General features: G+C 68.9%; 29 protein-coding genes. 10 read left to right on the top strand and 19 right to left on the bottom strand.

From position 1 onward, the window contains the following. Positions 1-118: 118 nt before the first annotated feature. The gene (locus M4960_RS10685) at positions 119-730 is read left to right on the top strand and encodes an HD domain-containing protein (protein WP_123294132.1); all 612 of its coding nucleotides are present in this window, start codon (positions 119-121) and stop codon (positions 728-730) included. A gap of 271 nt (positions 731-1001) precedes the next feature. Then, positions 1002-1289 carry a hypothetical protein gene (locus M4960_RS10690; RefSeq protein ID WP_111084949.1) on the top strand — a complete coding sequence of 96 codons (288 nt, stop codon included), beginning with the start codon at positions 1002-1004 and terminating at the stop codon, positions 1287-1289. Positions 1290-1817: 528 nt separating this feature from the next. On the opposite strand, the gene M4960_RS10695 is transcribed toward M4960_RS10690, so the two are convergent. Next, on the bottom strand, positions 1818-2282 hold the full coding sequence (locus M4960_RS10695) for a phage tail protein (RefSeq protein ID WP_123294134.1): 465 nt from the start codon (positions 2280-2282) through the stop codon (positions 1818-1820). Positions 2283-2385: 103 nt separating this feature from the next. On the opposite strand from M4960_RS10695, the gene M4960_RS10700 reads away from it, so the two are divergent. Both M4960_RS10700 and M4960_RS10705 read left to right on the top strand, forming a co-directional pair. After that, positions 2386-2850, top strand: coding sequence for an XRE family transcriptional regulator (locus M4960_RS10700; RefSeq protein WP_123938985.1), 465 nt, complete (start codon positions 2386-2388; stop codon positions 2848-2850). Beyond that, positions 2847-3230 (top strand): HepT-like ribonuclease domain-containing protein, encoded by a 384-nt coding sequence (locus M4960_RS10705; RefSeq protein WP_123938986.1) that lies wholly within the window; start codon positions 2847-2849, stop codon positions 3228-3230. The genes M4960_RS10700 and M4960_RS10705 overlap by 4 nt, the downstream gene beginning before the upstream one ends. A 31-nt stretch (positions 3231-3261) precedes the next feature. Here M4960_RS10705 and M4960_RS10710 read toward each other — a convergent pair whose 3' ends face one another. The 3 genes from M4960_RS10710 to M4960_RS10720 form a co-directional block, all read right to left on the bottom strand. Then, positions 3262-3651 (bottom strand): DUF2510 domain-containing protein, encoded by a 390-nt coding sequence (locus tag M4960_RS10710; RefSeq protein WP_123938987.1) that lies wholly within the window; start codon positions 3649-3651, stop codon positions 3262-3264. A 29-nt stretch (positions 3652-3680) separates the two neighbouring features. Then, positions 3681-4754: a redox-regulated ATPase YchF gene (ychF, locus tag M4960_RS10715; protein WP_131845308.1), complete on the bottom strand. Its 1074-nt coding sequence runs from the start codon at positions 4752-4754 to the stop codon at positions 3681-3683. A 74-nt stretch (positions 4755-4828) separates the two neighbouring features. Continuing rightward, positions 4829-5386 carry a hypothetical protein gene (locus M4960_RS10720; RefSeq protein WP_248704216.1) on the bottom strand — a complete coding sequence of 186 codons (558 nt, stop codon included), beginning with the start codon at positions 5384-5386 and terminating at the stop codon, positions 4829-4831. A 91-nt stretch (positions 5387-5477) separates the two neighbouring features. On the opposite strand from M4960_RS10720, the gene M4960_RS10725 reads away from it, so the two are divergent. From M4960_RS10725 to M4960_RS10740, 4 genes are all read left to right on the top strand, one after another. Next, positions 5478-5939 (top strand): hypothetical protein, encoded by a 462-nt coding sequence (locus M4960_RS10725; RefSeq protein WP_248704217.1) that lies wholly within the window; start codon positions 5478-5480, stop codon positions 5937-5939. A gap of 87 nt (positions 5940-6026) precedes the next feature. Then, a complete protein-coding gene (locus tag M4960_RS10730; protein WP_123294211.1) occupies positions 6027-6665 on the top strand; it encodes an exonuclease domain-containing protein in 639 nt (212 codons plus the stop codon). Positions 6666-6739: 74 nt separating this feature from the next. Beyond that, the gene (locus tag M4960_RS10735; protein ID WP_123294140.1) at positions 6740-7198 is read left to right on the top strand and encodes an SRPBCC family protein; all 459 of its coding nucleotides are present in this window, start codon (positions 6740-6742) and stop codon (positions 7196-7198) included. 95 nt (positions 7199-7293) lie between these two features. Then, complete coding sequence (locus M4960_RS10740) at positions 7294-8052, top strand: GntR family transcriptional regulator (RefSeq protein ID WP_123294141.1); 759 nt, start codon at positions 7294-7296, stop codon at positions 8050-8052. A 135-nt stretch (positions 8053-8187) separates the two neighbouring features. Here M4960_RS10740 and M4960_RS10745 read toward each other — a convergent pair whose 3' ends face one another. The 11 genes from M4960_RS10745 to iolC form a co-directional block, all read right to left on the bottom strand. Further along, entirely contained in the window at positions 8188-8595 is a 408-nt protein-coding gene (locus M4960_RS10745; RefSeq protein WP_248704218.1) for a tautomerase family protein, read from the bottom strand. A gap of 122 nt (positions 8596-8717) precedes the next feature. After that, positions 8718-9911, bottom strand: a complete 1194-nt coding sequence (locus M4960_RS10750) for a Gfo/Idh/MocA family protein (RefSeq protein WP_123340671.1) — start codon at positions 9909-9911, stop codon at positions 8718-8720. Positions 9912-10057: 146 nt separating this feature from the next. Further along, the gene (locus M4960_RS10755; RefSeq protein ID WP_123340670.1) at positions 10058-11170 is read right to left on the bottom strand and encodes a transaldolase family protein; all 1113 of its coding nucleotides are present in this window, start codon (positions 11168-11170) and stop codon (positions 10058-10060) included. Next, positions 11167-12036 (bottom strand): sugar phosphate isomerase/epimerase, encoded by an 870-nt coding sequence (locus M4960_RS10760; RefSeq protein ID WP_123938993.1) that lies wholly within the window; start codon positions 12034-12036, stop codon positions 11167-11169. Before M4960_RS10760 ends, M4960_RS10755 begins: the two co-directional genes overlap by 4 nt. 3 nt (positions 12037-12039) lie before the next feature. Next, positions 12040-13071, bottom strand: coding sequence for a Gfo/Idh/MocA family protein (locus M4960_RS10765; RefSeq protein WP_248704219.1), 1032 nt, complete (start codon positions 13069-13071; stop codon positions 12040-12042). Between the two features lie 50 nt (positions 13072-13121). Beyond that, positions 13122-14048, bottom strand: coding sequence for a sugar phosphate isomerase/epimerase (locus M4960_RS10770; protein WP_248704220.1), 927 nt, complete (start codon positions 14046-14048; stop codon positions 13122-13124). A gap of 50 nt (positions 14049-14098) precedes the next feature. Further along, positions 14099-16006, bottom strand: coding sequence for a 3D-(3,5/4)-trihydroxycyclohexane-1,2-dione acylhydrolase (decyclizing) (gene iolD, locus M4960_RS10775; RefSeq protein WP_248704313.1), 1908 nt, complete (start codon positions 16004-16006; stop codon positions 14099-14101). Between the two features lie 17 nt (positions 16007-16023). Further along, positions 16024-16956: a 5-deoxy-glucuronate isomerase gene (gene iolB / locus M4960_RS10780; protein WP_248704221.1), complete on the bottom strand. Its 933-nt coding sequence runs from the start codon at positions 16954-16956 to the stop codon at positions 16024-16026. A gap of 8 nt (positions 16957-16964) precedes the next feature. Further along, a complete protein-coding gene (locus M4960_RS10785) occupies positions 16965-18476 on the bottom strand; it encodes a CoA-acylating methylmalonate-semialdehyde dehydrogenase (protein ID WP_173169470.1) in 1512 nt (503 codons plus the stop codon). Beyond that, the gene (locus M4960_RS10790) at positions 18473-19429 is read right to left on the bottom strand and encodes a class I fructose-bisphosphate aldolase (RefSeq protein ID WP_200849152.1); all 957 of its coding nucleotides are present in this window, start codon (positions 19427-19429) and stop codon (positions 18473-18475) included. The genes M4960_RS10785 and M4960_RS10790 overlap by 4 nt, the downstream gene beginning before the upstream one ends. Beyond that, positions 19422-20453 carry a 5-dehydro-2-deoxygluconokinase gene (gene iolC / locus M4960_RS10795; RefSeq protein WP_123294149.1) on the bottom strand — a complete coding sequence of 344 codons (1032 nt, stop codon included), beginning with the start codon at positions 20451-20453 and terminating at the stop codon, positions 19422-19424. The genes M4960_RS10790 and iolC overlap by 8 nt, the downstream gene beginning before the upstream one ends. A 166-nt stretch (positions 20454-20619) precedes the next feature. Between iolC and M4960_RS10800 the strand changes: the two genes are divergently transcribed. Together M4960_RS10800 and M4960_RS10805 are read left to right on the top strand one after the other, a co-directional pair. Beyond that, on the top strand, positions 20620-21882 hold the full coding sequence (locus tag M4960_RS10800; protein WP_131845303.1) for a DNA recombination protein RmuC: 1263 nt from the start codon (positions 20620-20622) through the stop codon (positions 21880-21882). Positions 21883-21905: 23 nt separating this feature from the next. Then, complete coding sequence (locus tag M4960_RS10805) at positions 21906-23006, top strand: DUF1266 domain-containing protein (RefSeq protein WP_248704222.1); 1101 nt, start codon at positions 21906-21908, stop codon at positions 23004-23006. 305 nt (positions 23007-23311) lie between these two features. On the opposite strand, the gene M4960_RS10810 is transcribed toward M4960_RS10805, so the two are convergent. The 4 genes from M4960_RS10810 to M4960_RS10825 all read right to left on the bottom strand — a co-directional run bounded on the left by M4960_RS10810 (position 23312) and on the right by M4960_RS10825 (position 26287). Further along, positions 23312-24073, bottom strand: coding sequence for a PoNe immunity protein domain-containing protein (locus tag M4960_RS10810; RefSeq protein WP_248704223.1), 762 nt, complete (start codon positions 24071-24073; stop codon positions 23312-23314). Further along, a complete protein-coding gene (locus M4960_RS10815) occupies positions 24073-24624 on the bottom strand; it encodes an RNA 2'-phosphotransferase (protein WP_248704224.1) in 552 nt (183 codons plus the stop codon). Before M4960_RS10815 ends, M4960_RS10810 begins: the two co-directional genes overlap by 1 nt. Positions 24625-24627: 3 nt before the next feature. Beyond that, positions 24628-25083, bottom strand: a complete 456-nt coding sequence (locus M4960_RS10820) for a hypothetical protein (protein ID WP_248704225.1) — start codon at positions 25081-25083, stop codon at positions 24628-24630. 445 nt (positions 25084-25528) lie between these two features. Beyond that, entirely contained in the window at positions 25529-26287 is a 759-nt protein-coding gene (locus tag M4960_RS10825) for a PoNe immunity protein domain-containing protein (protein WP_248704226.1), read from the bottom strand. Between the last annotated feature and the right edge of the window lie 4 nt (positions 26288-26291).

The following is a 26291-nucleotide window of genomic DNA, read 5'->3' on the forward strand; positions in this document are numbered from 1 at the left end:
GGAGGTCGGGTGCTGAGCGGGTACTCAGTGATCCGAAAGCTAACGGTGCGCTGTTTCCGGCTCGGGCCCGGCACGTTTCCGCGCCGTTACGGCTCCGTCGCACCGCTACTGTCGTGCCATGTCGCTCGACGTCGAAGCTCTGCTCACCCCGCCCTCCCCCGTCGCCGCACGGGCGTTGGACGTCGTCCGCACCTGGTCCTCCCCCGCCCTGGTGAACCACTGCCTGCGCTCGTGGGCGTGGGCGGTCCTGCTCGCCCCGACCGTCGACCTCGAGCCCGACCCCGAGCTGCTGTTCGTCGCGACGATGCTGCACGACCTCGGCGTCACACCGTCGTTCGATGCCCACGACGTGCCGTTCGAAGACGCTGGTGGTGCCGTGGGCTCCGTCTTCGCCCTCGGCGCCGGGTGGGACGCAGCGCGCGCTCGACGCGTCGGCGAGGTCATCGAGCGGCACATGTGGACCTCCGTCGACCCCGCGGTCGACGTGGAGGGGCACCTACTCGAGGTCGCCACCTCGCTCGACGTCTCCGGGGCCGGGTTCTCGCGGTGGTCCACCGACGACCTGCACGCCGTCGCCACCGCACTGCCCCGCCTCGGGTTCTCCGGCACGTTCGACGAACTCATCCACGCGCAGGCTTCGCGCAAGCCGTCCTCGGCCGCCGCTCGGCTCGACGGCTCCGGCAACGTGGCTGCGGGTGGCTCGCGATGGGACGCGTTCCTGGCCTCCTGAGTCGATCTGCCGGTCCGCTGGACTTCTCGGCATCGGGCCCGTATAGTGTTTCTTTGGTGCACTGCAGCGAACCCATCTGACTCGCGCACACCAACGTCTCGACACCGACTCACCCGAGTCGCATTCCAACCGAGACCACCGCTTGATCCGAACGGATCAGCAGCACGTTGAAACTCGACGTGCGCGCCCCGCACTCGATGCGTCGCGCCGGACTGAGACGTCCGCCGACACCGAGTCGCCCTGGCGCCGAATGACCAGGAAGTACAGCACCATGACCAGCAACGAACGAATCACCGTGTTCGGGACCGCACTCGCGGCCCCGACGATCACCCCCGACCGCATCGCCGAGTTCCCCGTGCGTGACGACCGCTCGCAGCGCGAGTACCTCGTCCGCATCGCGGCCGACGACCTGCAGACCTTCGTCACCCGCGGCACCCGTCTGGATGCCGTCGGCGAGGCCGGCTGGACCGTCCCGGGCCGCTCCTGGGCCGGCGAGGCCAGCCGGACCCTGCTGCAGGCGCAGTCCGTGCACGCAGGCGACATGGCCCTCGCGGCCTAGGCTCCACCAGGACGAACACGAAGCGCCGCCGGGCTGTCCCGGCGGCGCTTCGTCGTACCTGCGACCGGCCGTGCGACGGTCACACACCTCGACGGGCCGCAGCGACGACCTGCGATGCCGCCCCGAGCACGCCGGGCACGATCGCTGCGAGCGCTCCGACGGTGTGACCGGCCGAGATGAGGATCGCTCCCGGAACGAGCCGCTCGTACTCGGCCAGGACGCGTGGGGACGCTACCGGTCCACTGAACATCTCCGTTGCAGCGATGTTGAGGACGTCGGCGTCCGCCTCTCCTCGGCTGCCGCTCGCTGCGCCGCTGACGCCCGCCTCTCGTTCAAGAGTTCCCGCAGCGACCGCGCTCGGGAGCGGTCCCCCGTGAACCCGACGTACAGGCCGTGCATCACCGCAGTCTTCACCAGAGTCGCCGTCATAGCCCACGCCCTGCCCTTCATCACCGGTTCGTGGTGACCAGGCTCGATCAGCGCGGCCTGCCGTACCAAACACTTTGCATGCACGGCTGCTTCGCGACGTCAGTACTCGCCCTTCACCACGAAGAACGAGCCGCGGATCGTGCCGGCGAGCTTCGACTTCTGCCGCGCGAACTTGAACTTGTCGGCGAGTTCCTCGGGCACGTCCATGCCGTCGGAGAGCTTGAAGCCGACCGCACGCTTGCCGCCTGGTTCGAGCGTGTAGAGCACGTTGATCGCCAGGCCGGACTCGTAGAACACGTACGTCCAGCGCACGCCGTCGACGAGCGCTTCCGTGGCTTCGAGCGGTGGTGACGCGATGACCAGCCCGCGTTCCTCTTCGAGGACCCGCCGCACGTAGGCGACGAGGTCCGGCACGTCAGCTGCGGCGTGCGTGGTGAACACGTGGTCGTACTTGTTCGCGAAGTACCGCGCCTCGTTGGCCCGGAGCCCGGCGAGTGCGTCGGCGACCGGCGAGGACTCGAGACCCACCGTGGACACGTTCACGAAGTCGACGACGTACGACATGGGGGCCTCCTCGGGCGCTCGGACGTGCCGAATCTAGTCCACCGCACACCTTCCCGAGCGAGCGCGACACATCTATAGTCGAGAGCTATAGATGGAGGTGCCCATGCGAGTCGAACGTGCAGCAGAACTCATCCGCGCTGCCCGCGAGGACCTGGGCCTCTCACAGACCAGCCTCGCCGCCGCCGCCGGGATGCAGCAGCCGACCATCTCCGCGTACGAGAGCGGACGCAAGCAGCCGCGGCTCGAGTCGCTCCAGCGGATCCTCACTGCTGCGCACACGCGCCCGAGCATCCCTCTTGCCGTCTATGCCGACGCGATCCTCGACGAGGCGAAGCGGTTCCACCTCGAGAACGTTCGCGTCTTCGGTTCCACGCTCCGCGGGCAGGACACCGAGCACAGCGACATCGACCTGCTCGTACACCTGACCCCAGCCGCATCACTGTTCGACCTCGGCGGCTTCGCCCACGAGGTCGAGACCATCACGGGCTTCGACGTCGACGTCCTCACCGACGACCTCGAGGACGACGAGCACTTCGCGCACGTGCTCGACGAAGCAGTGCCGCTGTGACCCCATCGCCCCGGTTCACCCCACGGCAACGCGTTGATCGCGATTCAGCCGACTCAGCAGACCGCTGGCCGTCGCTGCAGGCGAGCTTCCTCGACTTGCTCGCCGAATGTTCGCAGATCGTCGAACACGGCCGCGTCGAGTTCGACGCAACTCGGAGCCTGACGTATCGAGCGGCTGAGGCCGTCATCATCCACTTCGACGACCTGCTTGGACGTCTTCCCGCCGACAGGGAAGCCCGACTTCCGTCCGACCTGTCGCTCGCCGCTGTCAGGAAGACGCGAAACATCCTCTCGCACGACTACCGGCAGGCGCGGAAGGAGATCATCTGGGAGGCGATCGAGCACCGCGTCCCAGCGGTCATCATCGCGCTAGTCGACTGAGCCGAGCTCATTGCTCCGGGCGTGGATCGACTCAGTTGATCCGCTCGAACACCATGGTGGCCTGCAGTCGGTCTCCGCCACCGAACCCCGTACTGCCCGACGAAGCCGTCGTGATCGTGTGCAGCCGGTAGCCGAGCGCCGCCTGTGCGTTGATCGCCTTCTCCAGCTCGGTGAGGTTGCCGGATCCCGTCCCGAAGAACTTCTCCCGCAGGACCACCTGCAGGACGACGTAGCTCATGCCGTTCTGCGCCGGCCGAGGCTGTCCGCCTGCCGCGGCCTCCGCTTGGATACGGTCGATCACTCCGCCGATACCGGGCGCGCCCGGTGCCTTCGGCTGCACCTGCTCCGTCCACGCCGAGCCGTCCCACCACCGCATCGCGCCGGAACCGTCGTCGTACCAACCTGCCTGTGGGTTCGTCATGCGCTCATCCTGGCGCACCCACGGCGAGGTCAGTTGTTGAAGCGGAACTCCACCACGTCGCCGTCCTGCATGACGTAGTCCTTGCCCTCGATGCGGGCCTTGCCGGCAGCGCGGGCCTCGGCGATGGAGCCGGTCTCGACCAGGTCACCGAACGAGATGACCTCGGCCTTGATGAAGCCCTTCTCGAAGTCGGTGTGGATGACGCCGGCAGCCTGGGGTGCCTTCCACCCCTTGCCGATCGTCCACGCGCGGGCTTCCTTCGGACCGGCCGTCAGGTAGGTCTGCAGCCCGAGGGTGTCGAAGCCGATCCGTGCGAGCTGGTCGAGTCCGGATTCGGTCTGGCCGGTCGACTCGAGCAGTTCGGCGGCGTCGGCCGGGTCGAGGTCGATGAGCTCTGACTCGACCTGGGCGTCGAGGAACACGGCCTGGGCCGGGGCGACGAGCGCGGCCAGCTCGGCCTTGCGAGCGTCGTCGGTCAGGATCGCCTCGTCGACGTTGAACACGAAGATGAAGGGCTTGGCCGACAGCAGTCCGAGCTCGGCGATCGGCGCGAGGTCGATCTTGGTGGCGGACAGCAGGGTGCCCTGCTCGAGCGCGGCGCGGGCCTCCCGAGCGGTCTCGAGCACGATGGGCTCGGCCTGCTTGAGCTTCACGGTCTTCTCGTACCGCGGGAGCGCCTTGTCGATCGTCTCCATGTCGGCGAGGATCAGCTCGGTGTTGATGACCTCGAGGTCGTCCTTCGGGGACACCTTGTTCGCGACGTGCACGACGTCGTCGTCGGTGAAGCCGCGGACGACCTGCGCGATGGCGTCGGCCTCGCGGATGTTGGCGAGGAACTTGTTGCCGAGTCCTTCACCCTCGCTCGCACCCTTGACGATGCCGGCGATGTCGACGAAGGACACCGGCGCGGGCACGGTCTTCTCCGAGTGGAAGAGTTCGGCGAGCTGGTCGAGCCGCGAGTCGGGCAGGTTCACCACCCCGACGTTCGGCTCGATCGTCGCGAACGGGTAGTTCGCGGCGAGGACCTGGTTCTTGGTCAGGGCGTTGAACAGGGTCGACTTGCCGACGTTCGGGAGACCGACGATTCCGATGGTGAGAGCCACGGAAGAAGAGCCTACCGGCGGCGGCCCGCCGGAGCCGACCCGGGCCTCCAGTCCGTCCGTCAGAACGGCGGAGGCTATCCGCCCGTCTGGTGTGCGGCCAGGGCCGCGACGCGGCGCTCGACGACGTCGAAGACGTCGGCCTGCAGCTGCTGCGAGCGCCGCCAGTCACCGGCCACCTGCAGCGAGTGGTCGGCACGGTCGACGGTCTGGAGGCGCGCAGCAGTCCCCGAGACCCGCTCGGGCCGCCACATGGTGTCGTCTTCACCCCCGATCGCGTCGTGCGTGTCGGTGGCGGCGGCGAGCGCTGTGGCCACGTCGTCGTGCGTGAGGACCGGCGTGAGCCAGACCCCGGGCAGGTCGTTCCGGATCGCCCACGGCAGGGCGAAGCACCCGAACGACTTCGCGACGACCAGGTCGGGTAGGCGATCGCCCAGCGCAGCCCCGATCGCGGCCTCGACGAACGCCACCGGGTCGGCCCCGGCGGCATCGTCGATGGTCCAGGTCGGAGCCACGACCTCGCACCCGGCCGCCGAGGCAATGGCTCGTGACCACCACAGCAACGGTGCCTGCTGACCGTAGCCCGCTCCGGCGAGCACCAGCACGAGCGGCCGACCGTCTTCGTCGTTCCTCATGCGGGCACGTTAGCGCCCGGAACGCGCCGCGACGGGTTCTGGCAGCGTGGTCCCCGTCGCCCAGTCCGGACGACGGAACAGGAGGACGTCGATGTGGTTCGAACGCGACCGGCTCGGTGTGCACTCGATGGGGCACGACCGTCGAACGCAGCGGCGTTACTTCACCAGCGCGACGGTCGAGGCGCTCCAGGCGCTGCCGCCGGAGGAGCTCGACGCGCTCCACGATGCCTTCGGTGACCTCGCGGCCGAGGTGCTCGTCGACTACGACCCCGACGACCCGGCGATCGACCACGAGGAAGAGGACCGGTACCGCGACGTGGTGCTGCCGGTCGAGTTCGCGTTCCCCGCGATCACCTCGGACTTCGAATCGGCGTTCACCGCGCACGTCCGGAGCGTGCCGCCACGCTGGCAGGTCGACACGGCGTACCTGCCGTTCGAGCTCGTCGGCACGCTGCTCGATCCCTGGCGGCAGGCGGAGCGCAAGCGCCTCGCCGCCACCTGGCAGCTGACGGCACGTCGCCGGCGGGGTTCGCGTCGGGTGCGACGCCGCTGAGCGTCCGGCCGCAACGCCGCTGAGCGTCCGGCCGCAACGCCGAGGCGGCTTCCGGCGATGTCGGCGCCCCGTGCGACGATCGGAACCGTGCCGTTGAACTTCACCGCGATCGACTTCGAGACCGCGAACAGCTCGCCCGCCAGTGCGTGCTCCGTCGGACTGGTCAAGGTCCGCGCGGGCCGGGTCGTCGACCGGGCGTCGTGGTTCATCCGCCCACCGTTCGGACACGACGCGTTCCTCGAGTGGAACACCCGGATCCACGGGATCGTCGCCGAGGACGTCGTGCGCGCGAAGACGTGGGAGCAGCAGTACCCCGACCTCGTGGCTTTCGCCGAGGGTGACGTCCTGGTCGCGCACAACGCTCGGTTCGACATGGGCGTCATCGCCGGTGGGTGCTCGGCAACCGGCATCGACCTCGCCGAGCACCACTCGATGTGCTCGCTCGCGGTGGCCCGCAAGACCTACACGCTCGACTCCTACCGTCTGCCGGTCGCCGCGATGGCCGCCGGGTTCGAAGGCTTCCAGCACCACGATGCCGCCGCCGATGCCGAGGCGTGCGCCGCGATCGTCATCCACGCCGCCGGCCACCACGGCACCGACACGGTCGAGGCCCTGGGTGCAGCGACCCGCGTGACGATCGCCCCGGTCCGGGCCCGAGCCGAGAAGCCCAAGGCCTCGACGCCGCAGCCCCGGCTGTCGAACCGCCCGATGGTCTTCGCCGACTGAGCTGACCGAACCGGCCGAGCCGGCCGAACCGAAGGTCCCTGTCGCGCCCTCGACCGCGGCGCTACGCTCAGCGCATGGCAGCGCCCACCACGATCGAACGCGAGACCGTCATCACGGCTCGCGCCGCGGACATCACCCCGTACCTGGCAGACCTGCACCGCTGGGTCGAGTGGTCGCCGTGGGAGGGGCAGGATCCCGCGCTGCACCGGACGTACACCGGTGAACCGGGGACGGTCGGCTCGACGTACGCCTGGAAGGGCAACCGCAAGGCCGGCGCTGGGTCGATGGCGATCACACGGGTCGATGCCACCGAGGTCGACGTCGACCTGCAGTTCACCGCACCGTTCAAGTCGTCGAGCGCGGTCGCGTTCCGGTTGCACGAAGCGACCGACGGCACGCGGGTCGTCTGGTCGATGACGAGCCCGCAGAACGTGATGTCGCGCGTGATGGGGGTGTTCGTCAACATGGACAAGTTCCTCGGCGGCGACTTCGAGAAGGGCCTCGCCAAGCTGAAGGCTGCGGTCGAGCGCTGACGGGAGTGGCACACCGGGGAGCAGGGCACCCGGTGGTATTGTCACGACAATCCCTCGGCATCGATGCCGAACCCGCAATTCCCCGAAGGACCGCGATGACCAACGAAGGCCAGCTGCCGTCCGACCTGTTCATGGACCTGGACCGGTCGGGTCCCATGCCCCTCTACTTCCAGGTGGCCTCGCGCATCGAGGAGTCGATCCGCTCCGGTGTGATGCCTCCCGGCGCCCGTCTCGAGAACGAGATCGCGCTCGGCGAACGCCTCGGGCTGTCCCGCCCGACGATCCGCCGGGCGATCCAGGACCTCGTCGACAAGGGTCTGCTCGTCCGCCGCCGCGGCATCGGAACACAGGTCGTGCACGGCCCGGTGACCCGCAAGGTCGAGCTCACGAGCCTGTACGACGACCTGGCCCAGGGGTCACAGGCACCGGCGACGAAGCTCCTCGAGCGCAACGACGTCCCTGCCTCGGACGAGGTCGCCGCAGCCCTCAGCATCGAGCCCGGCACGATCGTCGCGCACATCCGCCGCGTCCGGTTCGCCGAGGACGTCCCGATGGCGATCCTCGAGAACTACCTGCCGCCGGAGTTCCTCGAGATCACCGACCAGGACCTGCAGGACCACGGGCTCTACCAGCTGCTCCGCGGTCGCGGTGTGACCATGCGGGTGGCCAAGCAGCGGATCGGTGCCCGCGCGGTCACCGACGAAGAGGCCGGTCTGCTCGAGATCGAGGACGGCGACCCCGTGCTCACCATGAGCCGCACCGCGTACGACGCCTCGGGGCGCGCGGTCGAGTACGGCGTGCACTGCTACCGCCCCGACCGCTACTCGTTCGAGGTCACCCTCGTCGACAAGTAGCCAGTTCGTGCTGACCGCGTGACGTCGAGGTTCCACGAACTGCCGTACGCGTGACGCCGAGGTTCCACGGATGGCCGCTGGACGCGCCGAGATGCCGAGATTTCGGAACCTCGGGACCGGGCCGGATGGCCGCGCTCAGGCTGGCGCGGGCACGCCGAGCTCGCCGGTCACGTACTGGGCACGGCCGAAGCCGAACGACCAGTCCTGCGGGCCGTTCTCGACGTAGCCGATGAAGACGTCCTCGGACGCGACACCGATCGCCGCCAGGGCGTCGTGGATGGCCGCGTACAGCGTCGTCTTCGCCTCGTCGGTGCGCCCGCGCTGCGTGAAGACCTGGATCACGACGACGCCCTCGGTGCGCTCGAACCCCAGGCCGGCGTCCTCGGCGATGATCTGCTGCGCCGGGTGCTCGGTGATCACCTGGAACCGGTCGCGCACGGGGATCGCGTACACGTCGACGATGGCCTGGTGGATCGCGTCGGCGATGGCGCGGACGGCTTCCGGGGTGCGTCCGGTGGTGAGGTCGATACGGACGAGCGGCATGGTGCCTCCTGCAGTTCGGGACTTTGTCCTGACAAACTAACATGGATCGAGACCCAGCAACAGACGGACTGGAGGCGCAGTGCCAGCTGGCACCGCGCCTCCCGTCCGTCGTCCGCGACCGTCTAGAGCACGGGGGTCGCCGCCGCGTAGGTGAGCGGTCCGTCGACGCGCGCGACGTCGTGCCACGCGCCGTCGGCGAGGGACGCCTCCGCCGCCTCGACGATGGACGCGGCGGCCAGTCCGTCGGCGACCGACGGGGCGAGCTGCTCCCCGCGGCGGACGCTCGCGATGAACTGAGCGGCCTCGATCGTCTTCAGGTCGTCGTAGCCCATGGCCGTGCCGGCGCCGGGCTGGAAGCGCGCGAACTCACCGTCACCCGCGGCGACGTAGTGCGTGGCGTAGCCGTCCACCTCTTGCCCGTCGAGGTACACCTCGAGCTCGTTGAGACGCTGGAAGTCCCACCGCACCGAACCCCTGGTGCCGTAGATCTCGAGCGTGTACTCAGCGTGCGGCCCCCGCATGACACGGCTCGAGTCCATGGTGCCGACGGCGCCGTCCTCGAAGCGGAAGAGCAGGGCTGCGTAGTCCTCGTTCTCGACGCGGCCGAGGTCGCCGGTGGCGGCGGCGCTCCGGTCGACGATGCCCGCGGCTGGCTTCGGGCGCTCCTGGATGAAGGTCTCGGCGAGCGCGCTCACACTGGCGATCCGACCGACGACGTACTGCGCCAGGTCGAGGCCGTGCGACAGCAGGTCGCCGAGCACGCCCGAACCGGCACGCTCACGCTCGAAGCGCCAGGTCAGCGGCGCCGCGGGGTCGGACGAGTAGTCGGCGAGCAGCGACCCGCGCACGTTCGTGATCCGACCGAGGCGGCCGCTGCGGACGAGTTCGCGCGCCCGCTCGATCGCGGGGGCGTGCCGGTAGTTGAACCCGACGCTCGTGATGACGCCCGCGCGCTGGACGGCCTCGTGGATCTGCCGGGAGTCGCTGGCGTAGCGGCCCATCGGCTTCTCGATCCAGAACGGCTTGCCGGCCTCGGCAGCGGCGACCGCCATCTCGCGGTGCAGGAAGTTCGGCGAGCAGATCGACACGACGTCGACGGCCGGGTCGGCGAGGACCTCGTGGTAGTCGGCGACCGCCCGCTCGTAGCCCAGGCGGGTGACGGCCTGGTCGCGTGCGGCCTCGATCGGGTCCGCGGCGACGACGAGCCGGGGCTGCACGCCGAGCTCCGGGAAGTGGTCCGGCAGGGCGCGGTAGGCGCGGGAGTGCAGCCGCCCCATCCAGCCGACCGAGATGAGGCCGACACCGATGCTGTCCATGGGAACTCCTTCGTTCGTGGGCGCCGATTGGAGCGCGCCAACCATCGTACGGGATCGCTCGTGGTTTGTCAGTACAAACACCGTGAGCAGAAGACGTCGGGTCACCTGGGGCGACCCGACGTCTTCTGCTCACGAAGTGGCTCGGCTCAGTTCGGCGGGAAGATGATGTCCCGCACCAGGGCGTCGAGCTGCGCGTCGGCGTCGAGGAACTGGCGCAGCGTCGTCACCGTGGCGCCGAACCGGTCGAACTCGTCGATCGTCATGCCGTCGACGTCGTACCCGCGCGCGAACTCGGGCGTCGCCGCGCGCAGAGCCGCGATGACGTCGGCCGGCACCTCGTCGTGGATGGCGTCCGGACGGAACGGGAACGCGTTCGCGTTGATGTCCTTCGTCCACTGGAACGGCGGCGAGACGACGAGGTCCCCGCCCTGGAACTCCGACCACTGCAGGGCGTTCCGGAAGGCGGCGACGAGCACGCGCGACCGGAAGCCACGCTCCTGGAACACCCGGTAGGCGTTCTTCACCGCGGCGACGCCGGCCCACTCGAGGATGCCGGGGTCGACCATGACGTGGTCCCGCTTGACGACGGTCTTCAGCCAGTCGTCGAACCGGCCGGCCATCAGCGTGACGACGTGGCCGAACTCCTGGTCGGGCAGCCCGTCGGCGGCACGACGGTCGAGCGCACGCTCGATGGCCTCACCGACGGCGACGACCTGCGGCACCGTGAAGGACACCGTGGCGTTGATCGAGACCCCGCGGTAGGCGGCCTCCTCGATCGCGGCGATGCCGACCTTGGTGGCGGGGATCTTCACGATGATGTTCGGGGCGAGCTGCGAGAACCGTACGGCCTGCTCGACCAGGGCGTCGGCGTCGCGGTGGAAGCGCGGGTCGGTCTGCATCGACAGGCGACCGTTGCGGCCGCCGGACGCCTCGAACGCGGGCAGCAGCTGCTCGGCCGCCGCGATGGAGAGCTCCTCGACGGCCTTCCAACCGATCCAGGACTCCCCCGCGGTCGGGTGCTCCGCGGCGATCTCGCGGATGCGCGGCACCCAGGTCTCGGGGTCCTGCTTGATGCAGGTGTACGCGATCACCGGGTTGCAGGTCGCCCCGACGGCGCCGTACTCGTGGATCGCGGTGGACAGTTCGCGCGGGTCGGCGGAGTCGTTCCACAGGGCGGTCACGGTCTGCGACGCGGCCTGCAGGGTGACGGGTCGGACGTCGGCGTCGGTGGTCGCCGGTGACGAGAGGGTGTCGGTCATCGTGTGAGTCCCTTCTTGATCGTGTCGAGCTGGAAGCGCGAGACCTCGTCGGCGTTCTCGTCCTCGGCGAAGACGCTCGACACCGCGACGGTGTCCTCGCGCGCCGTGAAGCCGACCCGGTCGAGGGCGGCCCAGAAGGCGTCGAAGTCGACGTCCGCCTGGCCGACCGGCAGGTGCTGGTGCACGCGGACCGGGTTGCCGGGCGGGTTGGTGATGTAGCGCAGGCCGTGCGACCGGTGGTGGTCGTACGCGTCGGCGACGTGCACGAGCTGCAGCGAATCACCCGCGGCGTCGATGATCTCGTCCATGTTCCCGCCGTAGTGGAACGTGTGGCAGGCGACGTAGACGAAGCCGATGCTCTTCGAGTTCAGCCCGCGGATCACCCGGAGCGCCTCGAGCCCGTCCTCGACGAAGTCGTCGGGGTGCGGGTCGATGAGGACCCGGATGCCGGAGTCCTCGATGATCGGCAGGAGCTCCTCCATCGCCCAGTGGAACTGGTCCTCGGACTCCTCAGCGCGTTCGGGTCGGCCGGAGAACTCCGTGTTGATCGTGTCCACGCCCAGGCGCTTCGTGATCTCGATGACCCGCTTCCACTTCTTGACGGCGGCCTCGCGGGCCTCCTTGTCCGGGCCGGCCCAGCGCAGGACGGGCAGGACCGACGCGACCTGGACCCCGGCCGTCGTGCACGCCGCGGCGAACGCGTCGACGAGGTCGTCGTCGGCCGTGGGGTGCCGGTAGAACGGGATGAAGTCCTTGTGCGGGGTGAGCTGCAGGTACTCGTAGCCGAGGTCGGCGACCTTCTGCGGGAACTCCAGCAGCGACAGGTCGTGGTGGTACGGCGTGGGGTCGAGTGCGATCTTCGGCATCGATCAGGCCGTCTCGTAGAACGCGGGCTTCGCGGTGGCGTACGTGATCGGCTCGAGCGCACCGGACTGCTGCGCACGCACGGCGACCTCGGCGACCACCGACGCCGTGTAGCCGTCCCAGGCGCTCGGGCCGTCGATGCCACCGGTGCGCGCGGCGTCGACCCATCGCTGCACCTCCTCGTCGTACGCGGCACCGAAGCGCTCGACGAACGACGGGGTGACGCCCTGGCCGGAGACACCCCGCGACACGAGGTTGAGCGAGGTCTCGCGACCGATGTACGCGACACCGGACTCGAACACCGCATCGGTCGTGACCTGGTAGCCGAACTGGGCGTTCACGTTGATCTCGACGATCGCCATGGTGCCGGACTCGGTGGTGAACAGCACGAACTGCGGCTCGGGCAGGTCGGCCGGGGCGAGCGAGTTCTTGCGGGGCTTCTTGACCTCGACGCTCGTGATCGCCTCGCCCGTGATGAACGGGATGATGTCGATCTCGTGGATCACCGAGTCGTGGATGAGCATCGACTCGCTGAAGTTCGGCGGCGTGGTCGGGTTGCGGTGCGCGTGGTGCAGCGCGAGCAGGGCCCCGTTGGCCCCGGACTCGCGCAGCGCGCGCAGCTCCTGGTAGCCCTTGTCGAAGCGGCGCATGAAACCGACCTGGATCTTCGGACGGTCGGACGTCGCCTGCTCGAGTTCGACGATCCGCAACGAGTCCTCGGCCGAGGTCGTGAGCGGCTTCTCGCACAGGACGGCGAGACCGCGCTCGATCGCCGGCACCAGGACCGGCTCGTGCAGGAAGCCGGGCGTCGCGACGATGACGGCGTCGATCGGGGTGGCGTCGAGCGCCTCCTCGAACGATGCCGCGGTGATCGCGCCGGGCGCCTTCGCGGCGGCGGCGGTCGCACGGCCGGTGTCCGGGTCGACGATCGCGACGACGTCGGCGCCGGCGATGGTCGAGGTGATGCGACGGATGTGGTCGCTGCCCATGGCGCCCGCGCCGACGACGGCGACGCGGAGGTTGTCAGTGGTGCTCATGGCGGTGCTCCTGGGGTAGATGACGCTGCGTGGACGGCTGCTGGGGCCGGTCAGGACACGCGGGCGGCGGACGTGGAACCGAAGATGTGCTGGAAGGTGCGCTCGGCGATCGGGCCGGGGGCGTCGACCGAGCAGCCGTACATGTCCTGCTCGACGATGCCGAAGACGTCCGGGTTGATCTTCGCGACGGCCTCGATGATCGGGGCGAGCTCCGGGGTGCCGTGCGGCGGCTCGGTCATGATCCCCTGCGACACGGCGGTGGCGAACGGGACGTCGTTCTTCAGCACGTCGAAGAGCAGGTCGGTGTCCACCTGCTTGAGGTGCAGGTAGCCGATCCGCTCCGGGTGCGCGGCGATTAGCTTGAGGTTGTCGCCGCCGTAGTACGCGAAGTGGCCGGTGTCGAGGCAGAGGTTCGTGTACGCCGGATCAGTCTCCGACAGGAACCGCACGGTCTCCTTGTAGGTGCCGACGTGGCTGTCCGCGTGGGTGTGGAACTGCTGGTGGACGCCGTACTCCTCGAGCAGCGCCTTGCCGAGCTGGTCGTGGCCCTTGCCGAGGCGGTCCCACTGCTCGTCGGTCAGGGTGCGCGACTCGAGGATCTCCTCCGTTGCGTCCGAGCGCCACAGGTCCGGGATCGTCACGAGGTGCTGGGCGCCGAGCTTCGCCGCCAGACCCGCGACCGCCACGGCCTGGTCCCAGGCACGCTGGAACTGGTCCTCACCCTTGTGGAACCCGGTGAACACCGTTCCGGCGGACAGCTTCAGCCCGCGCGACTCGAGCTCGTCGGACAGCTGCGACGGGTCGGTCGGCAGGTAGCCGTACGGTCCGAGCTCGATCCACTCGTACCCGGCGGCGGCCGCTTCGTCGAGGAAGCGCTTCCACGGCACCTGGTTGGGGTCGTCGGGGAACCAGACGCCCCACGAGTCGGGGGCGGTGCCGATCCGGATGGCGTCGGTGGCGGTGGCGGTGTCGGTCATGACGTCGTCGTCTGCTTTCTGGGTGTGGTGCCTGTGGTGGACGGTGGTGCTCAGCCGAGCAGCGGGCGCTGTGCGGCGACCTGCTGCTCGTACTCGGCGCGGGCGGTCTGCGTGCTCGACAGCGTCGAGGTCTGCGCCACCGGCACGTCCCACCAGCCGTCGCCCTCGGGGGCGTAGACCAGCGGGTCCGAGTTGATGTGCACGAGGGTGGTGTGGTCGTTCGCCTTCGCCTGGCGCACCGCGGCCTTGAGGTCCTCGATGCTGTCCGGGCCGGGCTGGACCTCGATCACGTCGACGCCGTACGACCGCGCGTTCGCCGCGAGGTCGACCGGCAGCGGGTCGCCGTTGTCGAACGACTGGGTCTCGTCCAGGTAGCGGTACTTCGTGCCGTAGCGCTCGGACCCGACGGTCTCGGACAGGTGCCCGATCGACGCGTACCCGTGGTTCTGGATGAGCACGACGATGATCTTGATGCCCTCGGCCACGGCGGTGACGAGCTCGGTGTGCAGCATGAGGTAGCTGCCGTCGCCGACCATGACGATCGCGTCGCGGTCCGGGGCGCCACGACGGACGCCGATGCCGCCGGCGATCTCGTAGCCCATGCACGAGAACGCGTACTCGACGTGGTAGCCGAGGGCGTCCTGCACACGCCAGAGCTTGTGCAGGTCGCCGGGCAGCGAGCCGGCCGCCTGGATGACGACGTCGCGCGGGTCGGACACCGACTGCACGGCGCCGATGATCTCCGGCTGACCGGGCAGGTCGGCGCCGGACGGCGCGAACGCGCCGTCGACGGCCGCGTCCCACGCCGCCTTCAGCGACGCGATCTCCGCAGCGTAGGCGGCGTCGACGACGAACGCGGGCTCTGCGGGTGACGCCCCGGACGACGCGAGCGCCGCGGTCAACGCGACCAGGGCCTCCCGGGCATCCGCGATCAGCGGCAGCTGCGAACCGTGCTTGTACGCGTCGAACGCGGCCACGTTGACGTTCACGAACGTGACGTCCGGGTTCTGGAACGCGGTCCGCGACGCGGTCGTGAAGTCGCTGTAGCGCGTGCCGATCCCGATCACGACGTCCGCCTGCGCGGCGACCGCGTTCGCGGCGGCCGTGCCGGTCGCGCCGATGCCACCGAGGTACTGCGGGTGGTCCCAGACGAGCGAGCCGCCGCCGGCCTGCGAGGTACCGACCGGGATGCCGGTGGCCTCGACGAAGGCCGCGAGCTCGTGCTCCGCGCCGGAGTACAGCACGCCGCCGCCCGCGACGATCACCGGACGCTGCGCGCCCCGGATCGCGGCGACCGCACGCGCCAGCGGCCCGTGCTCGGGCAGCGGACGACGGATGTGCCACTCGCGCGGCTGCAGGAACGCGACGGGGACGTCGAACTCCTCGGCCTGCACGTCCTCGGGCAGTGCGATGGTCACGGCACCGGTCTCGGCCGGGTCGGTGAGCACGCGCATCGCGGCGAGGGCGATCGAGAACAGCTGCTCGGGGCGCTCGACGCGGTCGAAGTAGCGCGACAGCGGACGGAACGCATCCGTCACCTGGATCGAGGTGTCGTGCGGCAGCTCGATCTGCTGGAGCACCGGGTCGGTGGTCCGCGTCGCGAACGTGTCCGACGGCAGCAGCAGTGCGGGCAGCCGGTTCGTCGTCGCGAGCGCAGCAGCGGTGAGCATGTTCGCGGCACCGGGGCCGACCGACGCCGTCGCGGCGAAGGTCGCACGGCGGCGGTGCATGCGGGCGAAGCCGACGGCCTCGTGCACCATCGCCTGCTCGTTGCGCGCCTGGTGGTACGGCAGCAGGCCGGGCTGTTCGACGTGGAGCTGCTTGATGGCCTGTCCGACGCCGGCGACGTTGCCGTGCCCGAAGATGCCGAAGATCCCCGGGATGGTGCGTTCGCGGACGTCGCCGTCGACGGTCCACTGGTTCGCCAGGAACTCGACGAGCGCCTGGCCGACGGTCATCCGGCGCGTGTTGGTGGTCACGCGTGCTTCCTTTCGTAGGGCAGGCGCGGGTCGAGCTGCTCGCTCGCCCAGGCCTGGCGGACCCAGCCGTGGGCCGGGTCGTCGGTGATGTTCCAGACGCGCTCCGGGTCGGGTCCGGCCATCACGTTGAGGTAGTACATGTCGTAGCCGGGGGCGGCGACGGCGGGACCGTGCCAGCCGTGCGGCACCAGCGCGACGTCGCCGGTGCGCACTTCGCGGAACTCGTCGATCGGACGGTCGTCCGAGGCGTACGTGCGGTGCAGTGCGAACGGGTCGGCGGTGGCCGGAGCGGAAAGTCCGCGTGCGACCGCGGACTCGTAGTAGTAGATCTCCTCGAGGTTCGACTCCTCGCCCGGCACGTTCGTGTCGTGCTTGTGCGGCGGGTACGACGACCAGTTGCCGGCCGGCGTGATCACCTCGCACACGATGAACTTGTCCGCGTCGAGGGCCGCCGGGGTGCCGAAGTTGTGCACCTGGCGGCTCGACTGCCCGGCACCGCGGAGCTCCACCGGCACGTCCTGCCGGGCCACGTACGTGGTCGGCTTGACGGTGTCGGTGGGCGCCTCGGCGACCGCGAACCGGCCTGCGCCGGTGATCGTCGCCGCGGTGCCGGACCCGAGGTACAGGACGTCGGTGGGGCCCTCGAAGACGTTCGCGCGCCCCTGCAGGGCCTGCTCGCCGTCCCCGGCGGCGCCCGCGTAGGTCACGTGGAACGACCCGGCGAGCGGCACGACGATGCGCTCCACGGCGTCGGCCGGGAGGCGCAACTCGCGCGTGCCGGTCGGGTCACCGTCCGTCAGGGTGCCGGTCCGGAGCCCGGTGTGCGCCCATCCTGCGATGCGGCCGTCGACGACGTCGGTCCAGCCGGCCTCCGGCCGGCTCCCCTTCGAGATGAACCACTGGTCGTGCTCGTGCTGTTCGTTCGCCATGCTGCGGCTCAGTTGTTCGACGGGAAGCCGAGGTTGATGCCGCCGTGCGACGGGTCGAGCCAGCGGCTGGTGATCGCCTTCTGGCGGGTGAAGAAGCTCACGCCGTCGGCACCGTACGCCTTGTGGTCACCGAACAGCGAGTTCTTCCAGCCGCCGAACGAGAAGTACGCGACCGGCACGGGGATCGGGACGTTGATGCCGATCATGCCGACCTGCACGTCGCGCTGGAAGCGACGGGCAGCGCCGCCGTCGTTGGTGAAGATGGCGGTCCCGTTGCCGTACGCACCCGAGTTGATGAGCTCGAGGCCCTCTTCGTACGTGGCGACCCGGACGACGCTCAGCACCGGGCCGAAGATCTCCTCGGTGTAGACGCGGCTCGTGGTGGGGACCTGGTCGATCAGCGTCGGGCCCAGCCAGAAGCCGTTCTCGTCGCCGTCGGGTCGGACGGTGCGGCCGTCCACCACAACCACCGCACCGTCCTGCTCTGCGACCTCGATGTACGAGGCGACCTTGTCACGGTGCTGCTTCGTGACGAGCGGGCCCATGTCGCATCCGCGACGACCGTCGCCGATGCGCAGGGTGGCCGCGCGGTCCTTGATCTTCTGGATGAGCTCGTCGGCCACCGGCTCGACGGCGACGACGACCGAGATCGCCATGCAGCGCTCACCGGCGGAGCCGAAGCCCGCGTTGATGGCGTTGTCCGCGACCAGGTCGAGGTCGGCGTCCGGCAGCACCAGCATGTGGTTCTTCGCGCCGCCCAGGGCCTGCACGCGCTTGCCGTGCTTCGTGCCGGTCTCGTAGACGTACTGCGCGATCGGCGTGGAACCGACGAACGAGATCGACTCGACGTCGGGGCTCGTGAGCAGGCCGTCGACGCTCAGCTTGTCGCCGTTGAGGACGTTGAAGACACCGTCGGGGAGACCGGCCTCGGAGAACTTCTCAGCGAGCCAGATGGCGGCGCTCGGGTCCTTCTCGGACGGCTTCAGCACGACGGTGTTGCCCGCGGCGATCGCGATCGGCAGGAACCACAGCGGCACCATCGCCGGGAAGTTGAAGGGGCTGATGATGCCCACGACGCCGAGCGGCTGCCGGATCGAGTACACGTCGATGCCGGTCGAGACCTGGTCGGAGAACTCGCCCTTGAGCAGGCTTGGGATGTTCGTCGCGAGCTCCACGACCTCCTGCCCGCGGGCGATCTCACCCAGGGCGTCGTCGATGACCTTGCCGTGCTCGCTCGTGATGATCTCGGCGAGCTCGCCCTTGTCGCGGTTCAGGATCTCGCGGAACGAGAACAGGATCTGCTGGCGCTTGGTGAGCGACAGGTTGCTCCACGCCGGGAACGCCGCCTTGGCGCTCGCGATGGCGGCCTGGATCTCGTCCTCGTTCGCCAGGGCGACCTGCTTCGTCGCGACGCCCAGGGCCGGGTCGTACACGGGGGCGCTGTTGCCCGACGCGGACTCGACGTGCTTGCCGCCGATCCAGTGGCCGACGGTGGTGGTGGCGGTCTCCGTGGTGGTCATGCGTTGCTTCCTTCGAGTGTGGTGGCTTGTTCGTGCGTGGTGCCGGCGTTCGCGGTGCCGGCGCTCCCGGTGTGGACGAGGCCGGCGGCCACGTCGACCGCGGTGGCGACGTCGCCGTCCGGCGGGTAGAGCAGGGTCCGGCCGACGACCAGGCCGCGCACGCCGGGGAGTGCGAGGGCGTCGGCCCACTTGGCGTACGTCTCGAGCGGCTTGCTCGACGGGTCGCCACCGAGCAGGAGCGTCGGCAGCGTCGTCGCCGCCATCACCCGCTCCATGTCGTCGACGACCGGGATCTTGAGCCAGCTGTAGGCGCTGGACTCCCCCAGGCCCGCGGCGATCGCCATCGAGGTGATGACGGCGTCGGCGGTCAGGTCGTTCACGACCCGGCCGTCCTGCCACGCGGACATGAACGGCTCGAGCATGATCGGCAGCTGGAGTGCGGCGGCCTCGCTGACGGCGCGCGCCGTGGCCTCGAGCGTCGGGGCCGTGCCCGCGTCCTCGAGCGCGATGCGCACCAGGAGCTTGGCGAAGTCGAGTCCGGAGTCCTTGATGGCCTGTGCCGAGTACGCCGTGTAGCGGTCGTCCATCTCGAACGTCGCGCCGCGCAGTCCGCCCCGGTTCATCGAGCCGACGACGACCTTGCCGTCGAGGGCACCGAGCAGTGCCAGGTCCTCGAGGATGTCGGGCGTCCCGAGCACACCGTCGACCCCGGGGCGCCCGAGCGCCGTGACGAGCCGCTCGAGCAGGTCGTAGCGGTCGGCCATGGCGGACTCGTCGTTCCGGACCGCGAGGGCGCCGCGTGCCGGGTGGTCGGCGGCGACGATGAAGAGCTTGCCGTCGTCGGCGAGCAGGGAGCGCTTGTGCCGCGCGTCGAGCACGGACCGCACCAGTTCGGGCTGTCCGGCGCGGATGTCCCGGAGGCGCTGGAAGTCAGCGGGGCTGATCTCAGGCATGGGTCTTCTCCTCGGTGTTGGTCGCACCCGTGCTCGTGTGGTTCGTGCCGTCGGCGGGGTTGCTGGCGATGAACGACTCGATCTCGTCGCTCGTGGGCATCGCGGTCGAGCACTCGAACCGCGTCGCGACGATGGCACCGGCGGCGTTGCAGAAGGCGAGGATCCGCTCGAGGCCCCAGCCCTGCAGCAGGCCGTGGGTCAGCGCGCCGCCGAAGCCGTCGCCCGAGCCGAGCCCGTTGACGACGTCGATGTGGTGCGGGCGGAACTCGACGAACTCGTCGCGGGTCTTCGCCAGCACGCCCTTGGGGCCCTGCTTCACGATGGCGATCTCGACCCCACGCTCGAGCAGGGCGTCGGCGGCGCGGACCGGGTCGGTCTCACCGACGGCGACCTCGCACTCCTCGCGGTTGCCGACGGCGACCGTGGCGTGTTCGAGGGCGACGGCGACCTCGCGCGTCGCGGCCTCGGGGCTCGACCAGAACATCGAGCGGTAGTCCAGGTCCAAGACGGTGTGGTTCTTCGTGCTGTTCTGCGCGGCTGTGCGCGCTTCGTACGCGACGTGGTGTGCCTGCCGACTCGGCTCTTCGCTCAGGCCGGTCACCGTGGTCCAGAAGATCTTCGCCCGCTCGATCTCGTGCAGCGGCAGGGACTTCGCCGTGATCATCAGGTCCGGCGCCTTCGGGGCACGGTAGAAGTACAGCGGGAAGTCGTCCGGCGGGAAGATCTCGCAGAACGCGACGGGGGTGTTCAGCCCCTCGACCGTCTCGACGAAGGCGTTCGCGACGCCGAACTCCGGCAGGGTGCGGGCGATGTACCGGCCGAAGGGGTCGTTGCCGGTGCGGGTGATGACCGCGGCGTCGGCACCGTGGCGCGCTGCGGCGATGGCGACGTTGGTCGCGCTGCCGCCGACGGACTTCGAGAACGTCGTGACGTCTTCGAGTGGGCCGGTCTGCTGCGGGTAGATGTCGACGCTGACGCGTCCCATCGTGATCACGTCGTAGGCGTGGGGAGCGGGGTTCGTCATGCGACGTGGTGGACCTTCCGTGCGGCTTCATCGGCGGACGTTCACGACTGTACACCGTGTTTGCCCTAATGTTATGACATGGTTTTCGGGGCTGGTCCCGCCGGGCGCGTGGCCGCGTCGGTGTGCCGGGAGGCCCGCTGTCGGTGGGTCCTGCCAAGGTCACGACATGCAGATCCTCGCCCTGGTCATCGGTCTCGTGATCGGCATCGCCGTCGGTGCGGTCGTCGCCTGGTCGCTCGCGCGGTCGCGCGCGGGCATCGACGCCGCGTCGTCCCGTGCGACGGCTGAGGCGCTCCGCGGCCAGCTCGAGGGTGCCCGCCGCGACGCCGAGGAACGCCTCGACGCCCAGGACACGCAGTACCGCCGCCAGGTCGACTCGCTCGAACGGCGCTCCGCCGAGCTCGAGCACCTGGTGCAGCGCATGCACGGCGTCGACGCGGCACGGAACCAGAACGAGTCCAAGGTGCTCTCCGCGCTCAGCCCCGTGGCGCAGACGCTCGACGTGATGCGCACGAAGATCGCCGAGCTCGAGCAGTCGCGGAGCGAGCAGTACGGCGCGCTCTCGGCGCAGCTCCGGTCGGCCGCAGAGTCAGAGGAACGCCTGCGCGCCACGGCCGACACCCTGGCCAGCGCCCTGTCGTCGAACAGCACCCGCGGCGTGTGGGGCGAGACGCAGCTGCGCAACGTGGTCGAGGCCGCCGGGTTGCTCGAACGGGTCGACTTCGACGTGCAGTCCTCGGTCACCACCTCGGCCGGCACCGCCCGGCCCGACATGGTCGTGCACCTGCCCGGCGGCAAGACCATCGCCGTCGACGCCAAGGTGCCGTTCAGCGCCTACCTGCAGGCCGCCGAGATCCCGGCGACCGCCACCGGCGCCGAGGGGGCTCGGCGCGACGCCCTCATCGGACAGCACGTCAAGGCGCTCCGAGCGCACGTCGACGCCCTCGCCGCACGGGAATACTGGACCGGGTACGACGCCTCCCCCGAGCTCACCGTCGCCTTCATCCCATCCGAGTCGCTCATCTCGAGCGCCCTCGCCGCCGACCCCGGCCTGCTCGACCACGCCTTCCGCAAGCGCATCGCGCTCGCTTCACCCGTGACCCTGTGGTCCGTGCTCAAGACCGTGGCGTTCTCGTGGCAGCAGGACGTCGTCTCGCAAGAGGCCCACGAGCTCTTCAAGGTCTCCCGCGAGCTCTACGGCCGGCTGTCCACGATGGCCGGGCACGTCGACAAGCTCGGCCGCTCGATCCGGGGCTCCGTCGTCGACTACAACCGGTTCGTCGGGTCCCTCGAGCGCCAGGTGCTGCCGAGCGCCCGTCGGCTGTCACTGCTCGACGAGTCGAAGGTCATCGCCGACCCGTCGTCGATCGAGGACGAGCCACGGCTGCTCACGGCGCCGGAGCTCGTCGGCGCCGTCGACGAGGACTGAGCCGCTCGCTACGATCGATCGTCATGGGGGAAGCACTGCAGAACCATCCCGGCGACCGCGAGTTCCCGGTCCGTCCACGCTGGCGGCACCGGGCGATGGTCGCCAAGGCGCGGAAGCAGACCGGGCGACGACGGGACCGCGCCGCAGCGTGGATCATCATGGCGATCGCGATCGTCGCGTTCTTCGTCGCCCTCGTCGCCGCCACAGCCGGTCCGTACGACGTCCGGGCGTACTTCGGGTACGGCATCCAGGCGGTGTGGCGCTGCTTCCTGATCGCCGTCGTCGTGTGGTTCGTGCTGACCTTCATCACCTCGCTCCGTGACATCGGGCTGCCGGTGCGGGAACAGCGGCGGTACCGGGAGCGCACCGGTGCCCGCGAGCTGCCCGTCCGCCGACTGCAGCAGCTGGCCCTCGCCTCGTTCGGCGACTTCCACGACGGATGGTGGCCGGCGTCGCTCGCCCCGTACGGTTCGCGGGTGGAGCTCGGCGGCGAGTACCTGCAGGACACCACGCCGTCGCCCTTCGTGACCATACCCCTGCCCCCGCTGACGTTCCTGCGCCGCGAACTCGACGAGACCTACAAGATCGCAAGCGGGCGGGACGCACAGGCCTTCGCCGTCGACCTGCTCGGCCCGAAGAGCGTGTCGTGGCAGTTCCTCGCGTTGAGCCGATCCGCCGAGGGTGAGACCCGGCTCACCCGGCTGTCCTCACTGCTCGGCACCGACCCGTGGGCAGGGTCGAGCCTGCTCGAACGCCGAGCGGACCGCCCGCCGAAACTGCTCTGGTCGATGGACGTCAAGAACGCGGTCACCGCCGTCAGAGGTGCGTACGCCGCCGGGCTCCTGAGCGAGGACGATGCCTGGTCGTCGATCGACCTGGTCTCCGATGCCGCCTTCACCCTGTTCGACTCGTGGGACGACTACTTCGACAACCTGCGGGCTGCGTACGCCCTGGTCTACGACGAGCTCAAGACGGTGCAGGAGTTCGATGCCGGGCGGCGCGAGCTCTTCGCCTCGAACTGGCCGGTCACGCGGTTGCGGTGGCCGGGGTCGCCGGGGGCGCTGCTGCCCCGAACCGTCAGCGACCCACTGTGGGCGGACGAGGACGACGCGTCGGTCTCCTGAACGCGACCGTGTCCTCCTCGGGGCGACGGCTCATGCGTCGGAGTACCCGGGGAGCGCGCGGACGGCCTCGGCGTTGCGGTCCCACTCCGCTGCGATCCGCCTGCGGAGCACTTCGACGTCGATCACCTTGAACCACCTTCGTACGTGTAGCGACCAGGAGCCTTCGCAGCGACAGGGCGCTGCTCGACCGCCAGTTGACCGCCTTCACCGAGAGTCTCGCTGGGAGGAGTGCACGCGATTGCCCCGTCGACACTCGTTCGTCTCGTTGCCTCACCTGGGCTGCCCGACCAAAGATCTGTCGAACTTCACAAGAGATCCGCCGGGAGGAAGGGCGACACAACGTCATCGAGGTGCGCATCGATGGCACTGGCCACCGCAGGCAGTTCCATCGCCCAGTACCCGATGAAGCCTTGACCGTACGAGTCACCGGGTCTGACCCGTTCCAGGGACCCCATCCAGCTCATCGACTTCATACGCGTTGGCCAGTCCGTCAGATAGGTCTGGATCGTGCGGTCCGCTTCTTCGGGCCGTTGAAGAACCGCCAGCAGAGGCCGCGCAACCCGGGGCGTCGAAGCCGCAGGGGATCCGCTGGGAAGGGCCAGCCGGTGTGCAGAAGCAAGAGCCGAGAACAACGGATCCGCGCCCTGCCTGATCACGGACTCGAGTATCGTCCGCGCGCTGTCGTCCCGACCACAGCCCATCGTGATCCCGAGAAGTTGCAAGATGCTGATGTAATACTCGTTCCCGTCGCTGAGGCGGGGCGAAGGACCGGCATCGGAGAGCGCGGAGGTGACCCAAGCACAGTACGAGGCCGCGACGGACTCGGCTACATCGCCGATCTCATCGACGCTGACACCTGCGGAGTACTGCACGACCAGATGCTTGAGGCCCATGTGCCATTCGCCGCGCAACGCCCTCAGTCGCTTCTCCGCATCCGTTGCTCGGTGCACCGCCGCCCTGCGCCCCTCCCAGTTGGTTGAGGTGACTTGGATGGCACTCCGCCAGTAGCGACCGTTGAACTCGCTCGCCCGCTGGCGCAGCCCAGCACTCCGTCGGAACAGCGGCATCAGGATCGGGAGGTTTCCGCCGAGATGTACTGAGCGGGAACGAACAAGGCCAGGGTCACCCGGTCGTGCCCCTCCGAGAACTCCACGCCCTCCAGGTGGGCGCGAGCTGCATCGACTCGCAACAGGACGGGAGCGGTGGACTTGCGCCGCCCAGCCTGCATCGCCAGCTCGCGATCGGTCGTCAGATGCGCGTACTGGCGCCCCATCGGCAAGAGCCCGTCGCGCAGGATCGACTCAGCCGCAGCGGGGGAAGTTGCGTGCCAGAGCACCGGCTGCGGAACGATCAATTGCTTCACGATGCGCTCGTCGATCGAGTGCCCGTACTGCGCACGGATCCGGTCGCCTTCGACGGCGAAGCGCTGCTTGTCGGATTCGACCACCACACGGTGAACATCGTCCTCGGACGCTGCCACGCCCGCCCGCTGCAAGGCGTCCACGAGGTCTACAAGCGGGACGCTCCCGTCGGCGTCGAGCTCCAGCCCGTACGCACGCGGTTCGTGCCGCAGCGCGTGCGACATCGCCTTGCTGATCGACGTGTCCCTACGAGGCATGCCTCAGTCCTCTTCCTGCTCCGCGAGCCACGCTGCTCGATGCTCCTCCATCTCCTCCCACCAGACGTCGAAGGATGTCCACTGACCCCGGTACTCCGTCCCGGGTGAAGCGAACGTGTGGATGATCAGCACGGGAGGGTTGCCCGAATGGTCGCCACCGTCAAAGCAGAACACATCGTCCGTGTCCTGGTGCTTTGCAAAGGGTACGAGGGAACGGGTCGGATACTGCTTCCCAACGATGTCAACCCAGTCCGTTGTCTGGTTCTCGTACTCAGACGTCCACATGAAGGGATCGATGTCGGGAAGCGGGTCTTGTGCAAGGGCACGTTGAAAGCGCTCGGGGTACTGGAATCCCTCGGGCGCGATCAAGCGCGCCTCGACTTGCCGTTCCTCGACGGTTGTTAGTCGACGTTCCCTCACTGTGGTCCTCCGGGGAGCTTCGGGGATCGTGAGACCCATCTGGATTCACTTTCGACCGATTCGCGCCTTGCAACTTTATCCGAACCTCAGCGCCCCCAACGTTCTGGGCTCGGCGTAGCCACGCTTCGTGAAGCGTTCAACCCCTTTTGCCCTCAACGGTTAGCCAGGCTAAACAATGGATTTTGCGTCTCGTAACACTGTCGACTGTTGTACAGAACGATCCACCAATCGTCGGTCTCGATCCATCCCCTATCCCAAATAAGGTCGTCGTTAGCGCGCACTTCCTTCGGAAATTCGTCCTGAGCATCCTTCAGAGTTCGCATGCAACATCACCGTGTCTCGAGTAGGAAGAGTTGATCGGAGTCACCCCTGTCCCGCGGATGGACCGGATGCGCGCAGCGTCTGCCTCCACGATGGCCGCCCGGTACATCTTCGAATCAGCCGCGGCCCCTCCCCGAGGTCCTCGCTCGAGAAGGTAGGCAACTCATCTGTCCCGTTGGACGTCGACGAGATCGACTGGGTAGTACGGCGACGGCCGCAGCGCCGAATCGTCAAGCCCCCGCGCCACCACGAGCCCCGCGGCTTCCCACGCCCAGTACCCAAAGTACGCTTCGAACCGGTCTCCCTGCACTGCCTGCAGTGCCGGCGCCCACCAGATGAACGAGATGTTCTTCTGCCACGCTTGCACATACCTGTTCAACGCAGAAACGGCACGATCGGGCGGAGCACTCGCTGCCGTAGCAAGGTTTTGGAACGGTCGCTTGTGCCACACGGTGTCCCGCACCGGATCAACCCCCAGCAGCGTCCCGAGCACTGGGTCAGCACCGCCAGCAGCAGCAACAATCCCGATCAACCGATCCGTCAACTCCGGAGCGACACCGATGCACCGCGCCACCGACGACAGCCACAACGCGTTGTAGTACGTCGACTTGTTGTCGAACTCCAATGGATCCAATGGGAATCCCGCATCCGGCACCGCCGCGTAGCGGTTCCAGGTCTCCCAGACAGTGACGGCCGACTCGACGTCCGCCGCGAGCTCGACCACAGGTACTCCAGCTGAATAGCGCGCTCCCAGCAGGAACAGCACATTCTCCAAGTTCGCCGTGGTCCGCATGATGCCAGCCCTGACGTCATCCGACCGGAAAGTATGGCTGAACGGACGAAACTTCTCGATATCGCGCTCGAGGACTCTGAACGCGTCGTCCCAGTAGGCAGCATTCACTCGGTCATCACGTGGAGTCATGATG

It is taken from the genome of Curtobacterium sp. MWU13-2055, from assembly GCF_023242305.1.
In the GTDB taxonomy this organism is placed as follows: Bacteria; Actinomycetota; Actinomycetes; order Actinomycetales; family Microbacteriaceae; genus Curtobacterium.